3 protein-coding genes are annotated in these 2,252 nt (G+C 70.7%); all 3 read left to right on the top strand.

Going from position 1 to position 2,252, the window contains the following annotated elements; genetic code table 11:
• Positions 1-48: 48 nt before the first annotated feature.
• Genes ACFU8Q_RS41090 through ACFU8Q_RS41080 form a run of 3 tightly spaced genes read left to right on the top strand, consistent with a single transcriptional unit; the run spans position 49 to position 2,209 of the window.
• Positions 49-1,221 (top strand): cytochrome P450, encoded by a 1,173-nt coding sequence (locus ACFU8Q_RS41090; protein ID WP_384465215.1) that lies wholly within the window; start codon positions 49-51, stop codon positions 1,219-1,221.
• 30 nt (positions 1,222-1,251) lie between these two features.
• Complete coding sequence (locus tag ACFU8Q_RS41085) at positions 1,252-1,989, top strand: SRPBCC domain-containing protein (RefSeq protein WP_384465212.1); 738 nt, start codon at positions 1,252-1,254, stop codon at positions 1,987-1,989.
• Between the two features lie 31 nt (positions 1,990-2,020).
• The gene (locus ACFU8Q_RS41080; RefSeq protein WP_384465209.1) at positions 2,021-2,209 is read left to right on the top strand and encodes a hypothetical protein; all 189 of its coding nucleotides are present in this window, start codon (positions 2,021-2,023) and stop codon (positions 2,207-2,209) included.
• Positions 2,210-2,252 lie beyond the last annotated feature (43 nt).

The raw sequence follows: 2,252 nt of genomic DNA, 5'->3' as shown, positions 1-2,252 counted from the left end.
GCCCGCGGCACCGCGGGCCTCGTCCGGCCCGGCGACCTCGCCGCAGCGCTGCAAACGCCCGCGGTCCGCCGGGACCCATATCCGTTCTACGCCCGAATGCGGCGAGAGAGCCCGGTCCACCGAAGCACCCAGGGCATCTGGTACCTCACCCGGTACGCCGACGTCGAGGCGGCCCTGGGAAACCTTCGGCTGTCCAACGACCGGGACCGGATGACCCGCGCCTACGGTGCGCTCGGCGGCGACCTGAAGGCCTTCAGCAGGCTCACCGACCGGCTCGGCCGGGTGATGAGCAACACCGACCCGCCGGACCACGCCCGGCTGCGCAAGCTGGCCAACCGTGCCTTCACCGCCCGGCGCGTCGAAGCCCTGCGCGACGGCGTCCAGCGGATCGTCGACCGGCTCATCGACGAGGCGGTCGCGGCGGGGTCGGCCATGGACCTGATCGAGGCGGTCGCCTCCCCGCTGCCGCTGTCCGTCATCTGCGAGCTGTTCGGCATCCCACCCGAGGACCGTCCGCAGGTCAACACATGGTTCCGCCGCCTCGGCCGGCTGAGCGAGGACATCGACAAGTCCGAGGCGGCGATCGAGCAGTACGAGGAGTACCTCGCCCGACTCGTCCGCCGACGCCGGGCAGACCCGGGCGACGACCTGATCAGCGCCTTGGTCGCGACGCAGGCGCAGGACGACCGGCTCACCGACTCCGAACTGCTGTCCACCTGCTTCGTCCTGATCACCGCGGGCGACGAGACCACCACCCACCTGGTCGGCAACGGTGTGCTCGCCCTGCTCCGCCACCCCGACCAGCTGGCCCGGCTGCGCGAGGACCCGGCGCTGATCCGCACCGCCGTCGACGAACTGGCCCGCTACGACACGCCGACCCAGGCAATCGTCCGGGTCGTCGCCGAGGACGTCGGGATCGGCGGGCGGACGCTGCGCGAGGGCGAGCTGGTGTACCTGTTCCTCGCCGCCACCAACCGTGATCCCGAGCGCTTCGAGGATCCCGACCGGCTCGACCTGTCGCGCCCCGGCAACCGGTATCTGAGCTTCGGCAACGGCCCGCACTTCTGCCTCGGCGGTCCGCTGGCCAAGCTCCAGGCAGAGGTGGCCATCGGCACGCTGGTCCGTCGGCTCCCGCACCTGCGGCTGGCCGACGGGGCGGCCCTCGAATGGCGGCCCAACCCACTGCAACGGCGGCTGAGCGCCCTCCCACTCAGCTACTGACACATGAACGATGACGAAGGAGAAGTGACCATGGCCCGAGAGTTCGAGGTCCGCCGGGAGCAGGACCTGCCCGCCACGCCTGAGCAGGTCTGGCACGCGGTCGCCACCGGCACCGGCAACCTCGGCTGGCTGTACCCCATGGAGGTCGAGCCGCACGTCGGCGGAAAGGTCACCCGGGCCGACGGCACCGTCGTGGCGTGGGAGCCGCCGCACCACTTCGCCGTGCGCGTGGCCCTGGACGACGGGTTCTCCAACACGCTCACCTACCGGATCGAGCCGCTCGACGGCGGAACGAGCCACCTGCGCATGGGAATCCACTGGGTGCACACGGGCGTCGTCGACGACACGTGGGACACCAAGGCGGACGCGGCAGAGAAGCACGTCGACTTCTACCAGCACGCCCTCGCCGAGTACCTGAGGCACTTCGCCGGCCGCCCCGTCGTCTACGTCAAGGCCGGCCGCGGCGAGCGCACCGACGACCCCGCCGACTTCGCCGCCCTGCGCCGACGCCTCGGCCTCGCCCACGACACGACCGTCGGCGACCGGCTGTCGCTCGACCTCCCGGGTGTGGACGGCGGCTCGGAGGAGGTCGTTGTGGACTGGCTGAGCCCCGACTTCGTCGGCCTGCGCGGCCCGGACGCGCTGTACCGGTTCTTCAACGGCAGCACCTGGAACTGGCCGATCTGGCTGGGCCACCACCTGTTCGCCGAGGACACGGACGAACAGCAGGCCACCAAGGCGTGGAGCGCCTGGCTCACCTGCGCCTGACTCGTCGCACGACACAACCGAAGGATCTCTGGTGGAAACAGTGCTCTACGCCGCCGAACTCGTCCAGGAAGGCGGTACCTACAAGCTCGTCGTGCAGGACGTGGTGCGGGACACGGTCCACGTCACTCCTGTCCCCAAATCCGCGGTGGACAAGCTCCCGACCTTCCTGTCGGTGCTGAGTTCCAAGCTCGGCTCCGCACCGGCACGCGGCCGCTGGTAGACCTCTTCCGACGTCACGAGGCCGGTGCCGTCCGGCGCAGCAG

The sequence above is a fragment of the Streptomyces sp. NPDC057543 genome, from assembly GCF_042801895.1.
In the GTDB taxonomy this organism is placed as follows: Bacteria; Actinomycetota; Actinomycetes; order Streptomycetales; family Streptomycetaceae; genus Streptomyces.
This window is presented reverse-complemented; position numbering and strand designations above follow the sequence as displayed.